The sequence below is a fragment of the Fundidesulfovibrio agrisoli genome, assembly GCF_022808715.1.
Taxonomy (GTDB): domain Bacteria; phylum Desulfobacterota; class Desulfovibrionia; order Desulfovibrionales; family Desulfovibrionaceae; genus Fundidesulfovibrio; species Fundidesulfovibrio agrisoli.
Map to the genome: position 1 here is coordinate 137843 of NZ_JAKZKX010000001.1, position 21111 is coordinate 158953.

The following is a 21111-nucleotide window of genomic DNA, read 5'->3' on the forward strand; positions in this document are numbered from 1 at the left end:
ACATGCGAAAAAGGACTGTAGCATCCGCGATCTCTCTCGCGCTCATTTCCGTGACCACACTTGTGCTCGCTGTGTTCGGCTCTTTCGATTTCTACAGCCAGTATTCCAAGCGCAAAGCCGATCTGTTGTCCAGTCTTCAGGTCAGCACCGAACAACTTGCATTGAGCTTGGCGCTGCCCATTTGGAACTTCCAGTACGAGCAGGCCGAGAAAGTGGTCGAGAGCCTCATGCTGCAGCAGCGCGTGGCCGGAGTGCTTGTGACCGACATGCTCACGGGCCGCGTGCTGACCCAGCGTTTACGCGACGTGGACTGGCGCCCCTCGGCTGATGCCTCGCCGCCCTCTGGGGAAGGACTGCTGCACAAACAGGCTGAAGTGACCTTCAACGACAGGCGCATCGCGACCGTCGACGTCTGGATGACGGAAAAGTTCCTTCGCCAGGAGATGAGGTCCCGCCTGTTTGCCGTTGTGCTCCAGACGCTGGTGGTCAACCTCTGCATCGTCAGCCTGCTGTGGGTCATCCTCAACCGCAGGGTGGTGCGCCCCCTCAAGGAGGTGGAGCTCTACGCCGTTCAGGTGAGCTGCGGGCAGTCCGACGCGGTCAGCCTGCCCAGCTCCCCGGAGCTTGTGGAGCTTGACCGGCTCCAGAGCGCCATCAACGAGATGGTGGCCGAACTCCAGGGCAGGCTCCTCGAATTGCGCCACACCCGCGACCGCATCCAAAGCATCATGGACTCCATGCCCTCGCTGGTCATCGGCATCGACGGCCAGGAGCGCATCACCCACTGGAACAGGACGACCGAGCTCCAGACCGGCCTGGACGCCGCACGGCTGCTCGGGCGGCCGCTGGCCGAGGCATTGCCGCAGCTGGCCGTCTACGCGGCCGACATCAGGCAGGCCATCGAGCGCATGGAGCCTGTCTCCCGCGCGGGCCTGCGCTTCGGGATGCTGGGCGCGGACCGCATCTGCGACCTGCTAGTCTATCCCGTGCGCAGCCAGGGGGTCCACTGGGCGGTGTTGCGCCTGGACGACGTCACCGAAAAGAGCCGCATCGAGCAGCTCATCATCCAGACGGAAAAGATGATGTCGCTCGGCGGGCTGGCGGCGGGCATGGCCCACGAGATCAACAATCCCCTGGCGGGCATCCTCCAGAGCGTACAGAACATCCAGCGCAGGCTCGACCCTTTGCGCAAGGTCAACATTCAGGCCGCGCAGGAATACGGTATGGACATGGAGCAGCTCGCCATCTTCCTGGAGTCCAGGCAGATTCCGGCGTTCCTGCAGGGCATCCGCGAATCCGGCGAGAGGGCGGCGCGCATCGTCCAGAACATGCTCACCTTCACGCGCACTACCTGCCAGGACCGGGGCAGCGTGAACCTTGGCGAGCTGGCCGACAGGGTCATCACCATCGCCGCCACCGACTACGACCTCAAGAAAAAATACGATTTCAGGCATGTGAAGATCGTGCGCGACTTCGAGCCGGACATGCCCCCTGTGCCTTGCTCGGCCATGGAGATCGAGCAGGTGCTGCTCAACCTGCTGCGCAACGCCGCCCACGCCCTGGCGCTGCGGAACGAAACCTCGGACCCGCCCCGGATATCCCTGCGGATCGCCCGCGAGGGTGATTTCGCCCTGATGAGCGTGGAGGATAACGGCCCCGGCATGGAGAAGGACGTGAGCCGCAGGGTGTTCGAACCGTTCTTCACCACCAAGAGCCCGGGGGAAGGCACGGGTCTGGGGCTGTCGGTCTCCTATTTCATCATCACCAGGAACCATCGCGGCTCCATTGACCTGCATACCGAGCCGGGCAAAGGGAGCCGCTTCACCGTACGGCTTCCCCTGAACGAAGCCTGCACCCCTTCGCCCCCGCTTGAGGAGCGGACCGAGGCCTAGCTGGCCACCCCCGGTAGCGCAATCATGCCGCAGCATCCCGCCCAAGTTCGTATTCAGGGTGTTCCCCGCCGGGCGCTTCGTGCCCTGGTTCCCGCGCTGCTCGCGCTGGCCTGCTGCCTGGCATTGCCGGGTGACCGCCAGGCCCTTGCCCAGAACGCGGCGCAGCAGCCTTTGGTCATCGCCACCAAGGACTACCCCCCCCTCAGCAACCCGGAAGGCACGGGCAGGCTCGACCGCCTGCTGCGCGAGGCCTTCCGCCGCATCGGCAGGGAGATCCGCTTCAAGACGCTGCCGAGCCAGAGGGCCCTCTCCGACGCCGACGCGGGCGTGGTGGACGGGGACAACAACCGCGTGGCCGGGCTGGAGGCGAAATATCATAACCTCGTCCGGCTGGACGTGGAGAACATGGTCTGGGAGTTCGTGGCCTTCACGAAGGGGGAGGGGGTTGCCGTGCGTTCCTGGGGCGACCTGGCCGGGCACACGGTGGGCTGCATCATCGGCTGGAAAATCCTGGAGGAGAAGGTTCGCGCCGCCAGCGTGGTGCGGGTGGTTTCCGCACGGCAGCTTTTCGCCCTGCTGGACGCGGGGCGCGTGGACGTTGCGATATACGAGTTGCACGGCGGCCGGGAGCTGGCCAAGGCGATGGGCCTCACGGGCATCACCGCGCAGCGGCCGCCCCTGACGCGGGAGAAGATGTACCTTTATCTGAACCGCAAGCACGCCGCCCTGGTGCAGCCCTTGGAAAACGCCATGCGTTCCATGCGCGAGGACGGAACCTACGACAGCATCTTCAACGAGCCCGGATCACACTAGCCGCTTCCGGGCGCCGTCAGGCCGGGGGCGCCTCACCACTCCTCGGAGATCGCCTCGGAGCCGTAGGAGTACACCTTGCCGTCCACCAGCACGATCACGTACCTGGACACGTTGGAATCCAGCGGCCAGTCGTAGACGGCGTAGTACAGCCTTTCCACTCCGTCAGCGTAGTCGATGTTGTTGGGCTTGCCCACCGCGGCGATGACCTCCTCCCGCGACATGCCGGGGGAGATGGCGATCATCCTGCTCGCCGGCCTGGCGCACGAGCACAGGGACAGCGACAGGACGACCAAAGCGATCCAAAAGATTTTCTTCATGGCCACTCCTTCGTGTTGACCGCGTTTGCCGCCAGATCCCCGCGCGGCATGCACAGGAAGCCGCGCAGGCCCGTAACGCCGTCCTTGGTCTGTGGTAACTACTCCGAACGGCCCTGCTACTCAACAGGCTATTGCCGGAAACCGGCCCGGGGGAGGCCGTTCCGGCATAATCCCGCCGCAGGGGGCGCGAACCCTGCCCCTACTTTTTTGATTGCGTCTTGACCTTGAGTTTGAAGCACTGTCTGCCTGTTCCGTGATACCATAGCGGATTGCCGCCCGACTCATCCGTCCGTGCGTTCAGAACGGTCTGGAATTGAGCGCAGAGTTCGTAGTCATCCTGGCCGAGGGGCTTGTACTCATAGGGTTGCTTCGTCTCCGGGTCGTTGAGGTGCAACCCGCTGAAACCACTTGGTTGTTGGATCTGCTCCAAGCTGGCCGGCAGGGACTCATGACTGCGCTGATAGTTCTCCATGGCATTCGAGATGCTCCTGAGGTGATCCACGCGCTGCCTATCGAGGCGGAGCATGCGGGCCTCCTCCGGGGTTCCGATCGCGGATAGGCCGGCGGCCAGGGCCAAGAGAACGGCCACGCCCATCACTGCGAGAAACAGGTTGGCGCGTTGCGGCTTCATTCCGCCTCCTCCTTGCGGATGTTAGTAAGGAAGTACAGGAAGCTGCTCCCCGCTATGGCCATGACCGTGGCCACCTTCAGGATGAATCTGCTCGTCAGTTCGCCACCGAGCGCGTTGTGGACCAGGGCGATCAAGTCCCCGGCGATGACCACGGCCCCAATGAACAGAGTCATGTAGGTGAGCCATCTGCGCGGCCTGGACTGCCGTCGCGAAGGGTTTTCCGCCATGGTTTTGTTGATGGATCGGAAAACCGCCGCGAACAACGGGAACGAGATGAGAAGCGCGGAGACGTTCCATCGGATGGCATCCCGGAAGTCGGTCATGCGGCGCATGCTCGCCGGGTCAGGGAAGGAATGGTCGATGAACTGGAAGGCAATGGCGCCGAGGCTGAAAGCTGCGTAATAGAGCGAGGCGAACATCAGCAGATGCAGGAACACCTCGGATGCCGAGAGGTAGGGCCTCGGCCTGGGAACAGGCACCGGGAAATCGATTGGCGCGTAACTGGCCATGGCGGAGGCCACGTCGGCCTTGTTCCAGCCGGCATCCAGCAGCGTCTGGACGATGCGTTCGCGGTCGATGCCGCGCTCAAGCGCCTTCCTCGTAAAGTCCACCAGATCTTGTTGCAAGGAGTTCTCCTTGGAAGTTTCCGGGCCGGGCGGCCCGGGCCGGCCGACTGAAAGGGCAGGGCACGGATCACCTCACCGGGGGCTCGGTGATCGAGAGCCTTTTGCCGTAACGGGGCGTCAAGGGCAGTTTGATGGTGAAGCGGGTGCCTTTCCCCGGGGTGGAATGGACTTCCAAAGTGCCACCGTGCCGGTTCACCACCAGGAAATAGCTTACGGAAAGCCCCAGGCCAGTGCCCTTGTTGGGGGCCTTGGTGGTGAAGAACGGGTCGAACACGCGCCTGCGCACGTGTTCCTCCATGCCCGGGCCGTTGTCCTCCACCTCGATCAAGGCGTGCTCACCTTCGATCCTGGCGCGCAGGGTGATGGACGGGGCGGGCGTTTCCGCTTCGGACATGGCGTGCAGGGCGTTGCGCAGCAGGTTGAGCATCACCTGCTGTATCTGGTTTCCGGAACACGGCACGACGCACTCTTCAGATTCGAACTCACGCTTTATGGCGACGTTTCTGAGGTTGTATTTCTCCGCCAGGTTGTGGTCCTGCTGGCAGAGTTCGATGGATTTTTCGATCACTCCTATGATGTTGACCGGATACAGGTCGGAGTTGTGCCGCTTGCTGAAGTCCAGCATGTTCGAGACGATCAGGCTGGCGCGCTTGCCCGCGTCGCGCACGCCGTCCAGCAGCGTCAGGATCTCCCTGTTGTCGAGATAGCACTGGAGCCCGGGCATGGGGCAGCCGCATTTCTCGGCCGCCCTGATGTTGGCCGCGTTGTCCGGCCGGAGGCGCGTGGCGATCACCTGGGCCGACTGCAGAATGCCCGCCAGGGGGTTGTTGATCTCGTGGGCCATGCCCGCCGCCAGCCCGCCCACGCTGGCCATCTTTTCGGTCTGCACCAGGGTCTCCGCCATCTGCTCGCGTTCGGTTATGTCCCTGGCGATGCCGAAGATGCCGGTTTTCTCGCCTGACTCGTTGTGGAGCGGCCCCTTGGTGGTGAGGTATATCCGGTTTCCGTCACGGGTGGTCAGGCGCTCCTCGATGGTCCTGGGGGATTCCAGCGCAAGGATGGCCAGGTCGTTCTTCCTGAGCATCTCGGCCTGGTCGGGAGGGAAGACGTCGGTGTCTGCGCGGCCCAGCATCTCCTCCTTGCTGAGGCCGAACAGGCGGGCCGTCACGTTGTTCACCAGGATGTAGCGGCCGGAGCCGTCCTTGACGAACACCGCGTCGGACGTGCTCTCGATGATGGACAGCAGCATGTGCTTCTGCCGCGCCAGCTCGGCCTCGGCCTGCTTGCGGGCCGTGATGTCCGTGAACATGCCGAAGCTGCCCAGGAATTCGCCGTCCTTGCTGAAGAGGGGGGTTGTGCTGGCGATGGTCCAGAGGGCGCTGCCGTCCTTCTTCCGCAGGCGCCTTTCGTAGCGGATGGACTGGCCTGATAGGCGCTGGTTCAGGCGTTCGTTGAAGTTCGGCAGGTCCTCGGGAAAAAGGAAGTCGGATCCGGGCCTGCCAACGGCTTCAGCGATCTCGAGCCCGATCATGTCTGCCATGGCCTGGTTGATGAACGTGACCGCGTTGTCCTTGTCCAGGATGCAGATCCCCTCGGCGGTGGTCCGCACGATGGTGCTGTAGCGCTCTTCGCTGGCCCGCAGGGCCTCGTCGGCGCGGTTGCGGTCCGTGACGTCCATGGTGACGCCGATGACGAGCTTTTCACCGCCGGAGCCCTTGTAAGGCACCTTCCGGGTGATGATGTCGCGAAGCCGTCCCTGGGCGTCGATGATTTGTTCTTCGGCCGTGCTCACCGCCCCGGTATTCAGGACGAGTTCCGTGTCGGCCCATTTGCTCTCCGCCAGCTCAGGCGGCATGATGTCGCGCACGGTTTTCCCCAGGAAGCCGTCCATGGGTATGCCCAGCTGTTCGCTGAGGGCATGGTTGACCAGCACGTGACGATGTTGTTCGTCCTCCACGAAGATGGGGTCAGGGAGGTTGTTGAGCACGATGTTCAGGAAAGCGTGGGCGTCCTGCAGGGCCTGCTCGGTCTTTTTGTGCGCAGTGATGTCCAGGTTGATGCCCACGATGCCCAGGATCGCATCCCCGTCGCGGATGGGTGCCGCGATGCATTGGTAGGTGCGAAGCCCGCCGCTGGCTGTGGCGTACTCCTGTTCGCCGGTGACGACCTCGCCCGACAGAACCCGGCGGTTGGTATCCTTCCAGATTTTCGAAGTGTCGCTGGTGCAGTAGCTTTCCGCCACAGAGACTTTGGACAGATCACCCCAGAGGCGGATGGACTCGTTGCTCTGCATGATGACGCGATGATTGATGTCGCGCGCCCAGAAATCGAAGGGCAGGTCGCGCAGGACGGCCTGGAGCAGGGCCTCGTTGGCCCGAAGCGCCTCCTCGGCCTTTTTGCCGGCATCCCTTTCGGCCTCCAGTTCGGCAATGCGCGTGCGGGCCGCTTCCAGCTCCGCGAGTAGTGACAAGTCGGCGTTGACTTTTTTGGGCACAGGCAACCCCAGGCTCTGGTTTCATCGGCGTGAGGCAATTGAAGGACTCGTACAGGGCCAGTAAGCCTGAATATCTTCGTTCGGTCAACAGGGGTACTGCCGCCATATACCGTAAAGGCCGCCTGATGGCTGCCTGAACGACCCGCAAGACGGCGGCATGCTTGCGGTGATCACCAGGCGGCTATGATGCCCAGGCTGGAGATCACGGCGAGGTCTATGGTATGGCTACGCCTAACGGATAAGCTCATGGGGGTGGGCGGCGGTTTTCGACAGAAAGTACTAACTCGTGCTCGCCAAGTGCAACCTCGGGGCATCGGTTTCGCCGCTCAATGGCACAGCGACTGAGCTAGCTGGGATTGAGCTTCCTTGTTGCCTCCCTCCGCTGCCAACTTCAGCCATTTGGCGCATTCAACTGGGTCGACCTTAACTCCCCACCCTCCTCTGGCATACTGTTTGGCCGCTTCAAGTTCATATGATGCGGCCGGATTCTCATTGTCACCAAGAACCATTTTACCGCTGGTGCCGCAGCGTTCATACCAATAGATTGCCTTCGCGTCGTTTTTAGCGATTTCGCATAATCCGAAAGCGTAGAGGTCACCAAGGATGCACTGGGCTGGATGGTAACCAAAAAACGCTACTGGCGTCATGTATCTAACCGCAGTGTTTCCGTCCCCAGTCTTCAGCGCATATCCGCCTATGTCCATCAGTATGGACTGTGCGACCACAGCGCAAATGACAGTTGTAAAAAATGAAAATGCAATCATGGAGATATGGAGTGCGTACCGCATGGCGGAAGATTCTCTTTGTTGCGCCGTCTTCCCCTGGATCATGCCCTGGTTTCGCATTGTCAGACTCTGGTCGCACATCATCAACAGTGAATGCCCTTTTGGACGTGCTGGCCGTCTGGAACACCGGCTTCTTGTATGCGCCATCGAATCTGGAAGCAAACACCTTAAGGATACGCGGAACTTAATCTGGCCGATATTTCCATGGAGGTCAGGAGGAACCATGGCCCTGAAGGAGAGTATGCGGTTGCATCTGTGGGGGAAGGCATGTCGTCGTCTCACCTCGTGGAGGAGGGAGTGACGAACTAGCGAAATGTACCACTGAAGTGAACCACTGACCCAGGCAGGCTGCCTGAGAGGGAAAGCGGGAACCCCGCGTCAGCAAAAGAGAAGGGGAGCCGGTCACTGAATCCCGACTCCCCTGAAAAGTCGTAGCGAGGGAGGGAAAGCCCAAACCGCGACCAGATCACGCAGCCATTCAGTTGTAAGTCCAACAATTGACTTGACTTTCTCAGTCGGCTCATTCTGCCTTGTCGAGAAGTTCGACCCAGCCAACGTACCAGAAGGAGAGGGCGAGTTCAAGTGCGTGAGCGGTGACGGTCGATTAAATTCCCAGACCGGGAACTGAAGCGTAGACCATGTTGATGACCCCAGGCGCAACCTCAATCGTGCCTCGTCCTTGCAAATTCGTGCAAACTTACACAAACTGCTGAGATCATTATCCGGTGCTGACCTGACACCAGTCGATTCCGTTCCATCCACCAGCCCCAGGCTGGACATTCCCCAAGACCCCGCGCCTTTAGAAAAGGCAAAAGCCCCGGGCACCGTCTGCAAACAGTGGTCGAGGCTTCTACCATCGAGAGGGACTTGCTGTCGTCCTGACAGGTAATCACTGTTTAGACGATTGCAAGCCCTATTGTAATACTTTTACGAGAGGGACTTCAATGCTGACGCAACAAACAGTGACGAACTTTGAAGCAATTGCATGGGCACTGACTGCTGGATGCGACTGCCAAAGTCTGTTCTATCGCATCGACAGGAACGTCGTGACATCAGGCAAGTGGTCTTCTGTCAAAGGCATCAGTCGCAGCGTCTACCCAGTACTGATGGCGCATTGCGGCGTAGACCAGACTTGTTACCCTAGCGAAGAGCGCATTGCTGACCTGTGTGGAGTGTCTGTGAAACGCGTGCCATCAGCAGTCAAAGACCTCTGCGGCAAAGGGTTCATGACTTCATCGAAGTCCAAGCCAAACGCTCGCGGCCACAGGCACAACATCTACCGCCTTGCCAGCACACCGCCAGGAGGCAACCCAGTGTTCATGCACAACTCCCTCGTGAAGGATGGGCACTGGGCGAAGCTGCCCAGTCGGGCGCACGCGCTCTACGTCGCCATGCGATGCAGGGGGCACTTGGACTACGACACCTTTGTCGACGTGACGCAGGCTGTCTGGGAGCTTTCTGAAGACGGTGACAGCCTGATGGACCTTCAGGAGAGTGCCAGCGAGGACTTTAGGGCGGTCTACCGCGATCGCGCCTGGGAAGTCTGTGACGCCGATCCTGATGTCCTCATGGGTGACGCTGGCTTCAGTCGGAACACGTTCAAGGCTGCGATGGCTGACCTTGAGGCGGCGAGATTCACCCTGGAGGTGCCTGGGCTTGACCGACGCACCTGGGCTGTGGCGATCCGCCAGCCCTTCCCCCTGGAGCCCGTCCAGTGAGTGTCAAAAAGCGAGGTCGGAAGTGTCAAACGCCCTGCCAGAAACGGTCAAGCGCGAAGTCAGAATTGTTACCTAAAGAAGTTCTTCAAGAAGCCTCTTAAGAAGCCTTATAAGTAGGCTCCTGGACAGTTGACGCAGGAAGCGTCACCGCCAGGAGAATCTTGAACACAGGTTTTTATCTGGGCAGCAGTTGCTCTCAAGTAAGGACCCACGAGTCGAGTCATGTCCACCCACGAACAAGGCGATACCTCTGGAAGCCCGAGGGGTGTGCTCCCTCACGAGCCTGTGCACGAGGAGGCTCACGAGGCATCCACCGCCACTGACGAACAGATCCTGGCCCTACTTTTAGGACCGCCCCAAAACTGGGACAGGATAGATTACCTCATACGCTGACTTTGCGGCGTTTTTCATTCAGAGCTTTCTCGTCAAAGTTTGCGGGTTGCAAGACGGCCTAGCCAGAGTTTGTGGACGGCTTCACGCTGGCAGGGTGGATAATGCCTGGAATTCAGTTCATTAGATCATCCTGCTAGTGGTAGTTGGGAACTCATAATAGCATTACTAGCCTGCCGAGCTGTGTATTTTCTCTTCGGTGAGGAAAGTTGGAGCCCAGATTGGACGAATTCTAATCTCATGAGGCGAATGAGATACGCTGCACAAGGATGGGGGCATGGTAGGCACTGCTAAAGATAAGATAGCTAATCTCCACGGCAAAGCCGTGCATCAAAAAAAAGCGGACAGAACAACTCAATGCCCCGTGGTGGCCGTGGGCGCCTCAGCCGGGGGCTTAGAGGCCCTGAAGGTTCTTCTTAACGACCTGCCGTCCTCGCTCGGCGCCGCCATAGTCATTCTCACCCATGTGCCGCACGACAATCCCAGCCGCCTGGCCGAAGTGCTGGCCTCCTTCTGCCGCCTTCCGGTCCGCGAGGTGGCGGCCCACACCAAGGTTGCCCCCAATGTGGTGTACACCGCGCCCTTCAGGCGCGAGCTTGGCATCTCGGGTGGAGTGCTTACGCTCCTGGAGCCTGTCCGCGACATCCCCCACCACAACATCGACCGGTTCCTGACCGCTCTGGCCGAGGACCAGGGTCCGAACGGCGTGGCCGTCATACTGTCGGGAGCCGGGTCGGACGGCATGGCCGGAGCCCTGCGCCTGGCCAAGGCCGGCGGCCTCGTGCTCGTCCAGAGCCCCGCGGACGCCATCCAGCCCAGCATGCCCCAGAGCGTTATCCAGGCGGGCGCGGCGTCCTCGGTGCTGCCCGTTTCCGAGCTTGGCCCTCAGCTGGTCCGCCTGTTCGCTTCGGGCTGCTCCCTGGAGGACAGGCATGCATCGTTCATCGACAAGGTCCTTGGCATCCTGCGCGAACGCACCGGGTACGACCTGTCCGGCTACCGCAAGAACACCATATCGCGCCGTCTCCAGAAGCGCATGATCATGTCCGGATTCGAAACCCCGCGGGAGTACCTGGCCGAGCTTGAGGCCAATCCCCAGGAGCATGTCCAGCTCTTCAAAAGCCTGCTCATCGGCGTGACCGAATTCTTTCGCGACCCCGAGTCCTTCGAGGCCCTGCGCGCACAGGTGCTGCCTGGGCTGTTCAAGGGCAAAACCCCGGATGACTGCATCCTGGTCTGGGTGGTGGGCTGTTCAACCGGCGAAGAGGCGTACTCCCTGGCCATGTTCCTAAACGACTACATGGAAGCCGAGGGTGTACACTGCGGCATAAAGATATTCGCCTCGGACATCGACCTAGATGCCGTGGAAACGGCCCGCAAGGGGACGTACTCGCTCAAGGGCCAGAAGAACCTCAGCGCTTCGCGCATCGCCCGGTACTTCAAGCCCGAGCAGAAGAAGCACACGGTGATACCCTTCATCCGGGAACGCATCGTCATGGTGCACCACAACCTCCTGCAGGACCCACCCTTCCTGCATATGGATCTGGTGGTCTGCCGCAACGTGCTCATCTACCTGAGCCCGGAACTGCAGGATCGGGCCATCGCCATTCTGCACGGCGCGCTCAACCCCGGCGGATTCCTCTTTCTGGGACCGGCGGAATCCGTAAGCCCGCATGCGGGCAAACTGGAGATTCTCGACAAGCGCTGGAAGATATTTCGAAGCATCGGCACTCCTGAACAGCGCAGCACCTTTGCCCTGCTTTCCGCACGCAACAGGACCCTGCAGGAAGGGCGGATGCTCCCGGTTATGCCCGCGCCCGAGGCCAGCCCGGCAACGGTGTTGGCCGACGCCCTGAAGCGGCGGTACGCGCCCGCGGCGGTGCTGGTGGACCGGGATTTCCAGGTGCTGCACATCAACAGGGATACCGAGCCCTACCTGAAGATTCCATGCGGGGAACCGAGCCTGAACCTCCTCAAGCTCATTGACTCGGAACTCCGCTACCATCTTCGCTCGGCTCTGCAGGAGGCGGTAAAGACAGGCAAGGCGGTCCTGGTGGAGGGAGTGCCTTTCCCGGCCCCGGCAGGCCTTCCGCTCACACTGGTCGTGGACCCCATTCCGGACGATAACGGGCAGGCCTCAACGCTCATGGTGGCGTTCGAGGAAGGCTCAGCGGCCGCGTGCCACATGCCGAGCGCCTCGCTGGCCGGGTTGACCGAAAGCGGAGTGATCCAGCGCTACGAAACGGAGCTCCAGTCGGCCTACGACCGCCTACGCGACGTGCTCGAAAAGGACGAATCGCTCAACGAGGAGCTGCGCGCCTCCAACGAGGAGCTTCTCAGCATGAACGAGGAGCTTCAGTCCGCCAACGAGGAGCTGGACGCTTCGCGCGAGGAGCTGCAGTCGCTCAACGAAGAGCTATCCCTCAAGGTGGAGGAACTTTCCAGGGCCAACAGCTTCGTGGAGAACCTGCTGCTCAGCACCAACCTGGCCGCGGTCTTCCTGGATGGCGACCTGCGGATCATGCATTCCACTCCCGCCGCCCGCGATGTCTTCCATGTGGCCGTGGAAGACCAGGGGAGAGACTTCACGGGCATAAAGTCCAAGGTTCACGACGAGCACCACCTGGCTGACATCCATGCGGTGATTCAAGGGCAGAATCTGGTTGAGCGCGAAATCCTCAGCGAGGACGGCCGTAACTTCCTCAAACGAGTCCGCCCCTACCGGACAGGACAGACCCGCCTGGGCGGCGTGGTGCTTACCTATTCCGACGTCACCATGCTCAAGGAAGCGGAGCGGGTGCTGGTGCGCAGCAACGAGCAACTCGAGGCGCTGGTGATCGAGCGCAGCCAGGAGGTTATCCGGGCCCGAGAGGAAACGGAACGCCGGGCCGCGGAGCTTGAGGCCATCATGGAGCAGACCCCGGCCGCCATTTGGATCACCCGGGACCCGGAGGCCAAGATCATAGTTGGCAACCAGGCCAGCTACCAGATTCTTGGGATGCGTTCGGGCAGCAATGTGTCCAAGAACGCCATTGACGAATCTCCACCCTATATTCCAACGCGCGATGGGCGCAAACTGGCCGTGTCAGAGTTGCCGATGCAACGGGCCGCCCGGGGTGAGATTGTATCGCAGGACGAAATCGACCTCCAGTTCCCCGAGGGCCATACTCTGACCATTCTCGGAAACGCCGCCCCATTGAAGGACAGCCAGGGCAACGTCACCGGCGCCGTGGGCGTGTTCCTGGATGTCACTGAAAACAAGCGCGCCCAGGCGCAGGCCTTGCGCTGGCAGCGCGTGTTCGAGAAGGCCGAATTCGGGCTGGCCATCTCTGACCTGCCGCACGGCACGTTCTCGGCCGTGAATCCGTGCTTCGCCCGCGAGCGCGGCTACACCCAGGAGGAGCTTGTCGGGCAGCCGTTGACCATGGTGTTCCCGGAGAACCGGCTCGCGCATCTCTTCGAAGAGCTCAAGGTCATAAACGTCATCGGGCACGGCCTGTTCGAAACCGAGCATAAACGCAAGGACGGCTCCACCTTCCCGGTGCTCCTGGAACTCACAGTGCTCAAGGACCAGGCCGGGCGCCCCGTGAACCGCGTGGCCCACGTCATGGACATCACCGATCGCAAGCGCGCGGAACAGGCCCTGCAGGTGGCCAACGAACGCGTGCTCCTGGCTTTGGAAGCCGCCAAAGCGGGCAGCTGGGAATGGATACCCGGCACCAACGAGAACATCTGGTCCGACTCGGTCTGGGAGCTCTACGGCCTCGATCCCAGGTTGCACCCGGCCAGCTACGATTCCTGGCGCCGCGCCATCTCAACCGAGGACATCCCGGCCGTGGAGGCCGCGGTGCAGGCTTCGCTGGCATCAGGAACCGAGATAAACATCGAATGGCGCGTGAACCTGCCGGGCAACAAGGAACGCTGGCTGATCTCCAGAGGAAGGCCGCAGCACGGGGCGGACGGGAACGTGGAGCGCTACCTGGGCATCGTCATGGACATCACCGAAGTCAAGCAGTTGCAGAAGCGGCTTATGGAGAGCCAAGCGCAGCTGGAAGCGGCCCTGGACAGCATGTCGGACGCGGTGTTCATCTCGGACGAGAAAGGGAACTTCGTCAATTTTAACAGTGGGTTCGCCGCCTTCCACAGGTTTGCGAACAAGGACGAGTGCGCCAAGACGTTCGACGAGTATCCCGCTTTTCTGGATGTGTATCTGGACAACGGGGAGTTAGCGCCCGTGGATCGCTGGGCTGTGCCCCGGGCCCTTCGGGGCGAAAAAGTGGCCAACGCCGAATACAGCCTCAGGCGCAGGGACACGGGCGAGAGCTGGGTGGGAAGCTACAGCTTCGGCCCCATCCGCAACGCTGACGGCAGGATAGTGGGGTCCGTGGTGGTGGGACGAGACATCACCGAAGCCAAACAGAGCGCCCTGGCCCTGGCAAAAAGCAACCGCGAGCTTGAGGCCCAGAGCGCATTTCTCAAAAACCTCATCGACAACGCCCCCCTGGTGATCGGGGCGGTGGAAGGCCCGGAGCACACGTTCATCCTGGCCAACCCGGCCTACGAGGCCATTCCCGAGGATACTTCCAGGTCGGTGGTCGGCCGCACCGTGAGAGAGGTGTTCCCGTCCGTGGCCGACCAAGTGTCGCGCCTCTTCGAGCAGGTGTACGCCACGGGCCTCCCGGTACGGCTTCGGGAATACATGGTCCCCGTCGGACAGAGAACCACCTGGTGGAACGCCGAGTACATCCCGCTGTTCGGTGAGCAGGGCGAAGTCTCGCGCATACTCATCATAGGCCACGAGGTGACGGAGCTTCTGGCCGCGCGCGACAAGGCCCAGAAGGCCAACCAAGCCAAGTCGGAATTTCTGGCCAATATGAGCCACGAGATCCGCACCCCGTTAAACGGCGTGCTGGGGATGCTCCAGCTCTTGGAGACAACCGCGCTTGACAACGAGCAAAAGGAATATCTGCTCGCGGCCATACAGTCTTCCAGCCGCCTGACTCAGCTCCTCACCGACATCCTCGATCTGTCCAGGATCGAGGCCGGCAAGCTCATGGTTCAGGAGAGGGACTTCGAGGTGGCCAGTCTGAAGGATTCGGTTTTGGGGCTGTTTTCCCCGACTGCGAAGAACAAGGGGCTGTCACTTGAATGCGTCGTCAGCGGACAAGTTCCGCCCAAACTTTTCGGGGATGATGCACGTATCCGGCAGATTCTCTTTAATCTGGTGGGCAACGCCGTCAAATTCACGGAAAAGGGCCACGTGCGGGTGGAGATAAGCGGACTGAGCATGTTGGACCCCGCCCGGGCCAGGCTGCTCTTTTCCGTCATGGACACCGGCATCGGCAGCCCGGACGCCGTACTCAAGGATATCTTCGAACCCTTCTCCCAGGTGGAGGGCGCCTATACGAGGCGCTTCCAGGGCGCGGGCCTGGGGCTTTCCATCGTGCGAAAGCTCATAAAGATCATGGGAGGCGAGCTCTGCATCGACAGCTCTGTGAGCGGCGGGACCATCGTCAACTTCACCCTGCCCTTCAATCTCCCCCCTTCGGCAATGAAGACGGATGAGCGCGCTGCAACCGCTGCGTATCTTCCTGGGAAGCCCTTGCGGATACTCCTGGCCGAGGACGACCGGGTGAGCATGATCACCAGCAAAAGGATGCTCGAAAAACTTGGCCACGAAATCGTTGCCGCGTCCGACGGCCGGGAAGCCTTGCAATTGCTTGAAGAAAAAGATGATTTTGATCTTGTGCTCATGGACATACAGATGCCTGTGATGGACGGGGTGGAGGCCGCCAAGTCCATACGGGCGCAGAGCCGTTTCGGGCACAAGGGCCGCATACCCATCGTGGCCATGACCGCCTACGCCATGACCGGCGACAGGGAGAAATTCCTGGAGGCCGGCATGGACGATTACATAGCCAAGCCAGTAGACAAGGCGGCCCTGGAAGGGGTGATTAAGCGGGTGATGACGACCCAATCTTGAAGCTCAAAGTCTGTGGGGGAGGTTCTCAATCTTCTGGAACCATTGGTTCCGGATACAGCGATCTCGGCCATCTTGCTCACGCCCTTGGCATTGATCGAGTGGGACACGATGTCAGCCGCCAGGGCAGGTTTCGCTTCCGAGAAGGCCATGTAGACCTCGTTGACCGCCATGTGCAGCTCGGGAGAGAGCCACTCACAATAAGCCAGCGCGATCTGCCAGTGGGCGTAGGTGCCGCCGCCGAAACGACCAGAGCGGGTTTCGTAAAGTTCAGAATCCTGAAGGTTGAGTTTCTGGGCCAGGGTGCGGATGAAAGCACGGTTTCCGTCGTTGGCGAACCACTCGGTAGGATGGTTCCTGTTCGCTCCACCGCTTGCCTTGTGCAAGTCGGTCAGCGAGATCATCTCGCCGTTGTTGGGGTTCGTGCGGATCGCGTGACCGCTGACGTTGAGAGAGGGCAGGTCACCGCACCACGAACCGGCTCTGTGCGAGGCGACTGAGGTCGATGCCAAAGTCGAGCTTCTCGATGGCATCCCTCTTCGCATCCAACTTGTACTCCTCCCCGTAGATGCTGATCGTGATGAGGCCAGCCTCGTGGCCCACGATGGAGGCCATCAGGTATGGGTCAGTCCTGTTGTGCTGGAGGTTCGTGATGAACGTGTGCCGCAGGGAGTGGAAGACCTTCCTGCTGGTGTCCGTCTTGACTCCGACTTGAAGGAGGTATCGTTCATTGAACCACTTTGAGACGTAGTGGCCGAACTTGCCATTGTGATTCTTGAGTTCGGGGAAGATACGCTCGTTACCAGCTTCTTTCATCTGCTCAACGTGTTTGATGAATCCAAGCTGTTCCACGATGAAGGAGTGGAGCGGAACCTTGCGCGTTGCAGCCTCTGTCTTCAGGCTCTTGCCTTCTCCTTCAACAAGGTCGAGATACCAGATGCCATCCTCTTGGCGAACATCAGAACAGAGAAGCTGTGCAAGTTCCTCCAAGCGGCATCCGGTGTAGAGTCCTAGGACAGGAATCCAAAACGCCAAAGCTTCGTGTTGTTGCGTCCGTCCAGGCCTTCCACGGTGAATATGCGCCCCAGATCATCCATGGTGAACTTGTCGTAGCTCGCTCCCTTGCCCTTCTTCATCTTGATGGAGAGTCCCTCCGCAGGGTTCTCCCTGATGTACTTGTTCGCCTTGGCGTAGTTGAAGAGCGCAGATGCAGCGATGAGCACGTTGTTGATGGTGCGCGGAGCCAGGGGCTTTGGGTTCTTCGTCGCGTTCCTAGTTGTGGCTTCCATGAGCATCTCTTTGAAGCCACGCATCTTGTCGCCGTCGATGGAGTCTATGGGCACGTCTCCGAAGTGGTCAGAGAGCCAGCGGAAGTTCTCTTCGTTCTGTTTCTGAGTCCTAGGCTTCCACTCTCCACCCTTGATCCGTTCTGCGCTGTAACGCTTGAACACCTCGGACAGGGCAGGGCCTTGCGGTTGGGGCTGCTGTGGGTGGGCGGTAGTGAGAGCGGCTTCAGACTCGTCCTTGAAATACTCACCGACAAACTCGTGCTCACCCATGTCACGCAGGGTCAAGGTATCGTAGTACTCGACGAGCCCCTTGGTGTACTCAAAGCAGACACGCTTGTACTCGTCATCCCACGGGCCAAGTGGAATCTTTCTGGCCGAGAGTCTCTGGTCAACGGGCTGATGGAGTCGCATCCATCCACGCGTTCTGTGGATGTCCTGAACCGTCATCTGGCTATGCCACAGGTCGAGGCCCTTCATTTCGTCGCAAGCACCATCGTATTTGTAGGCGTAGCCTGTGCCTATCGTGATGCGACGTTGTAAATCGTGGTCTAGCTGCCGCCGTAGTTCAGAGCGGACAAGCTCTCTGATTTCGCTGTCTGTCACTGCTCCCAGCACTCCCGCTTCGTAGTCACCCAAGACAGCCAGCACAGCTTGGGCGCATCGGTTGGCCCGACTTGATGCGAGGCGTATGTAGCCTGTCCCTAGGGAGGCTCGCAACTCCCGCTGGCCCAGAGCCGACCAGAGGCGCGATGGAAGGCAGAGCCGGAAGTGGAAGACGCGTCCACGCTGTACCAAGTAGGAGGGCAGGGCAGCACCCATCACGCAACCCCTTTCAGGCGCTCAACGTACCAGCCAACGTACCAGTGAGCGCCCTGTTGGCGTGTTTGGGGCAGAATGGGGGCCGATCATGGGAGGGGCTGGCTGAAAAAGAGAAGGCCCCTCAGTGGGTTGCACTGAAGGGCCGTTGTTCTCTGGTAGCGAGGGAGGGAATTGAACCCCCGACACTGCGGATATGAGCCGCATGCTCTAACCGACTGAGCTACCTCGCCACGTTTGGCGCCGCATTTGCGCAACTTTTTGCGCTCGCGGCAGGACGGGCTATCTACACAGTACAGCCCGGGTTGGCAACATCTTTTTTCGATCTTCTCAATGGGGCCAGAACACGAACACCGCCACGGCCAGGATGATGCGGTAAACGGCGAAGGGGCGCAGCGTCACCCGGCTGACCAGCCCGATGAACCAGCGCACCGCCACCCAGGCCGAGACGAAGGCCACCGCGAAGCCCAGCGCCAGGAACTGGATGTCGTCCATGCTGAACTCGGCCCAGCTCTTGTAGGTTTCGTAGCAGGTGGCCGCGATCATGAGGGGCACCGCCGCGATGAAGGAGTATTCGGCGGCCAGTTTGCGCCGCGCCCCCAGGATCATGGCCCCCAGGATGGTCGCGCCGGACCGGGAGAACCCGGGCCACAGGGCCAGGCACTGGAACAGGCCGATGCCCAGGGCCAGCGCGGGGGAGATGTCGTCCAGGTCGTGGTACTTGCTGCGGGCGGTGCGCCTGCTCTCCACGATGAGGATCAGCACCGCGCCGCTGGCAAGGGCCAGGGCCACGGGCAGCGGCGCGAACAGGTGGGCCTTGATGGCCTTGCGGGCCACTAGGCCGACCAGGGCGGCGGGCAGGCTGGTGAGCATGAGCAGGTAGATGCCGCGCTTGCCCGCGAAGCGCTCGCGGGGCTTGGGAACCAGCAGGGACATGAAGCGGTCCCTGTAGATGGCGAACACCGCCAGGATGGCCCCGAGCTGGATGATGATGTCGAAGGAGGCCGCCTTGTCGCCTTCCTGGCCGAGGAGCACCCCGGTGAGAATCAGGTGGCCGGTGGAGGAGACGGGCAGGAACTCCGTCACGCCTTCCACCACGCCCAATATGATCGTACTGAGCCACGGGTCCATGGTGTATGTCCTCTCTTGTCGCAGACACGGCGGAGGTACGGCAATACCTGCGCGGTTGCAACCCCCGGGCCCTTCGGGTACATGGTACATTGCCGATTGGTAATCAACAGCAACACCGGGGAGATAAGCCATGACCACCGTCATGCCGCAGAAGGAATTGGTGCGCCGCGCCGCAGCCTGGGTGGCGGAGCGCAAGGCCGAGAATTGCGGCTCCCTGGCCTCGCTCATGGACGAGGCCGGGATGCGCTTCAACCTGGGGCCCGCGGACCAGGAGTTTCTGAAGAAGCTTTTCGCCGAAGGCGGGGAGTTCGCCGGCGGGAAGGGCTAGCCGGCAAGCCCGCCGGACGCTCTGGGGCGTCCGGCGTCGGAGCCTTCTGCAGGGCCCGGGCTCAAACCGTCCGGTCAGGCCGAGGGTTCGGCGTCGTCAGCCTGGGGCTGGGCCGTCCCGGTGTCTGCTTCGGCTTCAGGGACGTAACCTGCCGCCGCGTCGAATCGCGCCCAGAGATCGTCGTAGCCCATGCCCGTCACCGAAGAGAACAGCACCGGGGCAGCGCCCCCGAGCAGCGGGGTCCACACCGCCTTCTGGGCCTGGCGTTCGCGCTGGGTGCACTTGTCGGCCTTGGTGAGCACACCGATCATGGGGATGCTTTCCGCGCGCAACCAGGCGACCATGTCCAGGTCGCTGGCTTGGGGCGTCAGCCTGCAATCGAGCAGTACGGCCACGGCGTGCAGCAGACGGTTGCCCGTGAGGTATGTTTCGATCAGCTTCGCCCACTTGGCGCGCTCCGTCTTGGAGTACTTGGCGTAGCCGTAGCCCGGCAGGTCCACCAGGTAGTAGGCTCCCGGGGCCACGGAGTAGAGGTTGATGCTCTGGGTCTTGCCCGGGGTGGAGCTGGTCTTGGCCAGCTGCTTGCGCCCGGCCAGCCTGTTCACCAGCGAGGACTTGCCCACATTGGAACGCCCGGCCAGAGCCACCTGGGGGGCGTCGGGCAGGATCAGGTCGGCGATGGTGTAGATTGTTTTTTCTATCTGAAGCGTCTTGCGCATGGATGTCGGTCCCGGTTAACGGCTTGTCGTGCGCGTGAGCATACCCGCAAATCCTCCGAAAGCAAGGCGAGGTTCATGATGACGAATTGCCGCATCCTGGTGGTCAACGGCCCGAACCTGGGCTTCCTGGGCCGCCGCCAGCCCGAGATATACGGCTCCCAGGGCATGGACTCCCTGGGGGACATGCTCGCCGACATGATGGGCGAATCCGCCGGGCGCATCGAGCACAGCGTGTTCCAGGCCAACGGCGAGGGCCAGATCATCGACCGGCTGGAGCAGGCCTGGCGCGACAAGGTCGACGGCATCGCGCTCAACGCCGGGGCCTACACCCACACTAGCCTGGCCCTGGCCGACTGCCTGGCCTGGATCGGCATCCCCTGCGTGGAGGTCCACCTTTCCAACATTTTCGCCCGCACGGACCAGCCCCTGCGCCAGCAGAGCCTTATCGGCAAAAGCTGCATCGGAGTGATTGCGGGTTTCGGCATGATGAGCTATGCCCTGGCCGTCCGTGCCCTCTGGCAGCACTGGCTCGCAAAAAATACCTGAGTTTCAAGGAGATACAATGCTTTCCACCACCGACTTCCGCCGCGGCCTCAAAATCGAGCTGGACAACATCCCCTATGAAATCGTGGATTTCCAGCACGTGAAGCCCGGCAAGGGCGGCGCGTTCGTCCGCACGAAGCTTCGCAACATGCTCAACGGCCGCGTGGTCGAAAACACCTTCCGCTCCGGCGAGAAGATGGGCAAGCCGGACATGGAGACCCGATCCATGCAGTACCTCTACAAGGACGGCACCGGCTTCGTGTTCATGGACATGGAAAGCTACGAGCAGTTCTCCGTGGAGGACGAGGTGTTGGGCGACAAGGGCCGCTTCCTGGTGGACGGCATGGAGCTGACCATGCTCATGTACCGCGGCAAGGCCCTGGACATCGACCTCCCGCCCTCCGTGGTGCTGGAGATCACCCACACCGAACCCGGCGTGAAGGGCGACACCGTCTCGGGCGCCACCAAGCCCGCCACGCTCTCCACCGGGCTGACCATCAACGTGCCCCTGTTCGTCAACGAAGGCGAAAAGGTGAAAGTGGACACCCGCTCCGGGGAATACCTGGGCCGCGTGTAGTGCGTTCGGCGCGAAAAAAGGCTACAGGGCCGTGGAGCGCGGGCTCCACGGCCCTTCTCACT

17 protein-coding genes, 1 tRNA gene and 1 pseudogene are annotated in these 21111 nt (G+C 61.3%); 7 read left to right on the top strand and 12 right to left on the bottom strand.

All coding sequences use genetic code 11. The features are described 5' to 3' along the window. The first annotated feature begins 167 nt into the window (after window positions 1-167). Both MLE27_RS00575 and MLE27_RS00580 read left to right on the top strand, forming a co-directional pair. Window positions 168-1892: a two-component system sensor histidine kinase NtrB gene (locus tag MLE27_RS00575; RefSeq protein WP_243309910.1), complete on the top strand. Its 1725-nt coding sequence runs from the start codon at window positions 168-170 to the stop codon at window positions 1890-1892. 24 nt (window positions 1893-1916) lie between these two features. Next, complete coding sequence (locus MLE27_RS00580; RefSeq protein WP_243309911.1) at window positions 1917-2705, top strand: substrate-binding periplasmic protein; 789 nt, start codon at window positions 1917-1919, stop codon at window positions 2703-2705. 32 nt (window positions 2706-2737) lie between these two features. Here MLE27_RS00580 and MLE27_RS00585 read toward each other — a convergent pair whose 3' ends face one another. From MLE27_RS00585 to MLE27_RS00605, 5 genes are all read right to left on the bottom strand, one after another. Beyond that, the gene (locus MLE27_RS00585; protein WP_243309912.1) at window positions 2738-3022 is read right to left on the bottom strand and encodes a hypothetical protein; all 285 of its coding nucleotides are present in this window, start codon (window positions 3020-3022) and stop codon (window positions 2738-2740) included. Between the two features lie 199 nt (window positions 3023-3221). Next, window positions 3222-3653 carry a hypothetical protein gene (locus tag MLE27_RS00590; RefSeq protein ID WP_243309913.1) on the bottom strand — a complete coding sequence of 144 codons (432 nt, stop codon included), beginning with the start codon at window positions 3651-3653 and terminating at the stop codon, window positions 3222-3224. Then, window positions 3650-4279, bottom strand: coding sequence for a DUF5671 domain-containing protein (locus MLE27_RS00595; protein WP_243309914.1), 630 nt, complete (start codon window positions 4277-4279; stop codon window positions 3650-3652). Before MLE27_RS00595 ends, MLE27_RS00590 begins: the two co-directional genes overlap by 4 nt. A gap of 67 nt (window positions 4280-4346) precedes the next feature. Further along, on the bottom strand, window positions 4347-6773 hold the full coding sequence (locus MLE27_RS00600) for a PAS domain-containing sensor histidine kinase (RefSeq protein ID WP_243309915.1): 2427 nt from the start codon (window positions 6771-6773) through the stop codon (window positions 4347-4349). Window positions 6774-7099: 326 nt separating this feature from the next. After that, on the bottom strand, window positions 7100-7561 hold the full coding sequence (locus MLE27_RS00605) for a tetratricopeptide repeat protein (protein WP_243309916.1): 462 nt from the start codon (window positions 7559-7561) through the stop codon (window positions 7100-7102). A 941-nt stretch (window positions 7562-8502) separates the two neighbouring features. On the opposite strand from MLE27_RS00605, the gene MLE27_RS00610 reads away from it, so the two are divergent. Both MLE27_RS00610 and MLE27_RS00615 read left to right on the top strand, forming a co-directional pair. Continuing rightward, complete coding sequence (locus tag MLE27_RS00610; protein WP_279355608.1) at window positions 8503-9276, top strand: helix-turn-helix domain-containing protein; 774 nt, start codon at window positions 8503-8505, stop codon at window positions 9274-9276. Between the two features lie 715 nt (window positions 9277-9991). Next, the gene (locus MLE27_RS00615; protein WP_243309918.1) at window positions 9992-15649 is read left to right on the top strand and encodes a PAS domain-containing protein; all 5658 of its coding nucleotides are present in this window, start codon (window positions 9992-9994) and stop codon (window positions 15647-15649) included. Here MLE27_RS00615 and MLE27_RS00620 read toward each other — a convergent pair. The 6 genes and pseudogenes from MLE27_RS00620 to MLE27_RS00640 all read right to left on the bottom strand — a co-directional run bounded on the left by MLE27_RS00620 (window position 15577) and on the right by MLE27_RS00640 (window position 18882). Then, entirely contained in the window at window positions 15577-16158 is a 582-nt protein-coding gene (locus MLE27_RS00620; protein WP_243309919.1) for a KilA-N domain-containing protein, read from the bottom strand. The two genes, MLE27_RS00615 and MLE27_RS00620, sit on opposite strands and share 73 nt — an antisense overlap. Then, on the bottom strand, window positions 16109-16681 hold the full coding sequence (locus tag MLE27_RS00625) for a site-specific integrase (protein WP_279355610.1): 573 nt from the start codon (window positions 16679-16681) through the stop codon (window positions 16109-16111). Before MLE27_RS00625 ends, MLE27_RS00620 begins: the two co-directional genes overlap by 50 nt. Then, a complete protein-coding gene (locus tag MLE27_RS00630) occupies window positions 16657-17571 on the bottom strand; it encodes a phage integrase SAM-like domain-containing protein (RefSeq protein ID WP_243309921.1) in 915 nt (304 codons plus the stop codon). The genes MLE27_RS00625 and MLE27_RS00630 overlap by 25 nt, the downstream gene beginning before the upstream one ends. 21 nt (window positions 17572-17592) lie before the next feature. Then, a pseudogene (locus MLE27_RS18240) lies at window positions 17593-17754 on the bottom strand (DUF6538 domain-containing protein); the annotation flags it as partial. A 153-nt stretch (window positions 17755-17907) separates the two neighbouring features. Beyond that, a tRNA-Met gene (locus MLE27_RS00635) sits at window positions 17908-17984 on the bottom strand. A gap of 97 nt (window positions 17985-18081) precedes the next feature. After that, window positions 18082-18882, bottom strand: coding sequence for an undecaprenyl-diphosphate phosphatase (locus MLE27_RS00640; protein ID WP_243309922.1), 801 nt, complete (start codon window positions 18880-18882; stop codon window positions 18082-18084). Window positions 18883-19012: 130 nt separating this feature from the next. Between MLE27_RS00640 and MLE27_RS00645 the strand changes: the two genes are divergently transcribed. Continuing rightward, the gene (locus MLE27_RS00645) at window positions 19013-19210 is read left to right on the top strand and encodes a hypothetical protein (RefSeq protein WP_243309923.1); all 198 of its coding nucleotides are present in this window, start codon (window positions 19013-19015) and stop codon (window positions 19208-19210) included. 74 nt (window positions 19211-19284) lie between these two features. Here the strand turns inward: MLE27_RS00645 and yihA are convergent, their stop codons facing one another. Beyond that, window positions 19285-19929: a ribosome biogenesis GTP-binding protein YihA/YsxC gene (gene yihA, locus MLE27_RS00650; RefSeq protein ID WP_243309924.1), complete on the bottom strand. Its 645-nt coding sequence runs from the start codon at window positions 19927-19929 to the stop codon at window positions 19285-19287. Between the two features lie 78 nt (window positions 19930-20007). On the opposite strand from yihA, the gene MLE27_RS00655 reads away from it, so the two are divergent. Beyond that, a complete protein-coding gene (locus tag MLE27_RS00655) occupies window positions 20008-20475 on the top strand; it encodes a type II 3-dehydroquinate dehydratase (RefSeq protein WP_243310075.1) in 468 nt (155 codons plus the stop codon). Window positions 20476-20491: 16 nt separating this feature from the next. Then, a complete protein-coding gene (gene efp / locus MLE27_RS00660) occupies window positions 20492-21049 on the top strand; it encodes an elongation factor P (RefSeq protein WP_243309925.1) in 558 nt (185 codons plus the stop codon). The last annotated feature ends 62 nt before the right edge of the window (window positions 21050-21111 follow it).